Source organism: Paraclostridium bifermentans (genome assembly GCF_964259345.1).
In the GTDB taxonomy this organism is placed as follows: Bacteria; Bacillota; Clostridia; order Peptostreptococcales; family Peptostreptococcaceae; genus Paraclostridium; species Paraclostridium bifermentans_B.
The window spans coordinates 1-1,656 of the sequence record NZ_CAXVJR010000020.1 but is presented as its reverse complement, the minus strand read 5'-3'; the positions used below and the strand labels follow the sequence as shown (position 1 = coordinate 1,656).

The following is a 1,656-nucleotide window of genomic DNA, read 5'->3' as shown; positions in this document are numbered from 1 at the left end:
ATCTGGCTTGGTTGTTTGTTGTTTAATTCTTAAAAAAGAATTTTTATAATTAACCTACTGTTTAATTTTCAAAGTTCATTTTGTGTTTTTCGTTTTGACCTTTTCTTAAGGACAAGTAATACTATACCACCTTTATTTATTAAGGTCAATACTTTTTTAAAACTTTTTTTAAAAAACTTTTTTTATTTATACAAGGATATAATTAGATTCTAATTATATCCTTATTTATTAGTCTACTTGAGTTAATAATCTCTTAGTTATATCCATAAGTTTTAATTCTCCTAATTCCTCATGAGCTATAACTACTACAGCTTTTATTCTATTATCTGAATTATCCCATTTGTATGATCTTGCATTTAAAATAGCTCCCTCTGGCATTAATTCTTCTAAATCAACACCTATTTCATCAGTTAAAGACATATACTCATCAAATAGGTCTTCAGTTTCCATTTCTTCTAAATCATACTCTTCTTTTATTATGTTGTTTAATTCCTCTATATCTACACTCACTTGAAAAGCTAAAGTATCTTCTCTTTTAGATCCCTTACTTAAATCTTTGTCTACTCTAAAAGGAGTTTCTCCTTCTATTAATTCTTTTATTTCCTCACTATCTACAATTTCATTCCCAAACAATATGTACATAATTATTTTCTCCTTAATATTAATCACTTAGCCATAGCTTCAATCAGACAATCTTTTAAGGAATGTTTAACTCCTTTTTCTTTAGCTATTCTAATTAAATATGAATACCTCGATCTTTTAGCCTCTAAATCATATATTGCAACGTCCACTAATTCTGGGTCACTAACATATTGAAAAAATTTTTCAGCATTTTTTATTTCCAATTGAGCTTTTTTTATTTCTTTTATTAATTTTTCATTTTCTATATTTTTTTTAAAACTACTTTTTCTAGGCATATTATCCTCCTATTTGGAATTAATCTATACCTAGAATTTTGACAAATATTATTTTGCATATACATAATATTTGCATTTTTAGTAATATGCTATTTTTTAAACTTTGTTACTATAGTACTTATTATAATATAAATACAGTTTATTTAACAAAACAATATTTTTCATTTAATAATTAGTTTAAACTTATATATAAAAAAACATCTAATTCAATGAATTAGATGTTTTATACTGGTGGGATTAACAGGGCTCGAACCTGTGACCCCCTGCTTGTAAGGCAGGTGCTCTCCCAGCTGAGCTATAATCCCTTATAGCTATGTATGGTGCGCCCAAAGGGACTCGAACCCCTAACCTTCTGATTCGTAGTCAGACACTCTATCCAGTTGAGCTATAGGCGCATTTTTTTGGAGGCGACACCCAGATTCGAACTGGGGATCAAGGAGTTGCAGTCCACTGCCTTACCACTTGGCTATGTCGCCATTTTTATATATATAAAAATGGTGACCCATCCGCGACTCGAACGCGGGACACCCTGATTAAAAGTCAGGTGCTCTACCGACTGAGCTAATGGGTCAACTTTTATGGGGTGGATAATGAGAGTCGAACTCACGACCTCCAGAGCCACAATCTGGCGCTCTAACCAACTGAGCTATACCCACCATAACTGGTCGAGGTGGAGGGACTCGAACCCCCGGCCCCATGGTCCCAAACCACGTGCGCTACCAAACTGCGCTACACCTCG

The 1,656-nt window shown here is 32.7% G+C and carries 2 protein-coding genes and 6 tRNA genes; all 8 read right to left on the bottom strand.

Annotated features, from left to right (window positions below; all coding sequences use genetic code 11):
* Window positions 1-228: 228 nt before the first annotated feature.
* The 8 genes from ACEXNK_RS17465 to ACEXNK_RS17430 all read right to left on the bottom strand — a co-directional run bounded on the left by ACEXNK_RS17465 (window position 229) and on the right by ACEXNK_RS17430 (window position 1,656).
* Window positions 229-642 (bottom strand): hypothetical protein, encoded by a 414-nt coding sequence (locus tag ACEXNK_RS17465; RefSeq protein WP_373601495.1) that lies wholly within the window; start codon window positions 640-642, stop codon window positions 229-231.
* A 23-nt stretch (window positions 643-665) separates the two neighbouring features.
* Window positions 666-917 carry a DUF2508 family protein gene (locus ACEXNK_RS17460; RefSeq protein WP_373601494.1) on the bottom strand — a complete coding sequence of 84 codons (252 nt, stop codon included), beginning with the start codon at window positions 915-917 and terminating at the stop codon, window positions 666-668.
* Window positions 918-1,146: 229 nt separating this feature from the next.
* Window positions 1,147-1,222, bottom strand: a tRNA-Val gene (locus tag ACEXNK_RS17455).
* A gap of 13 nt (window positions 1,223-1,235) precedes the next feature.
* Window positions 1,236-1,312 (bottom strand) — tRNA-Arg (locus ACEXNK_RS17450).
* A gap of 7 nt (window positions 1,313-1,319) precedes the next feature.
* Window positions 1,320-1,393: transfer RNA gene (locus ACEXNK_RS17445), tRNA-Cys, on the bottom strand.
* Window positions 1,394-1,412: 19 nt separating this feature from the next.
* A tRNA-Lys gene (locus tag ACEXNK_RS17440) sits at window positions 1,413-1,488 on the bottom strand.
* Between the two features lie 8 nt (window positions 1,489-1,496).
* Window positions 1,497-1,573 (bottom strand) — tRNA-His (locus ACEXNK_RS17435).
* Window positions 1,574-1,579: 6 nt separating this feature from the next.
* Window positions 1,580-1,656, bottom strand: a tRNA-Pro gene (locus ACEXNK_RS17430).

Bases quoted from the DNA above. Each gene is read 5' to 3' on its own strand.
- ACEXNK_RS17465 (WP_373601495.1), bottom strand. From the start codon at position 642: ATGTACATATTGTTTGGGAATGAAATTGTAGATAGTGAGGAAATAAAA.
- ACEXNK_RS17460 (WP_373601494.1), bottom strand. From the start codon at position 917: ATGCCTAGAAAAAGTAGTTTTAAAAAAAATATAGAAAATGAAAAATTA.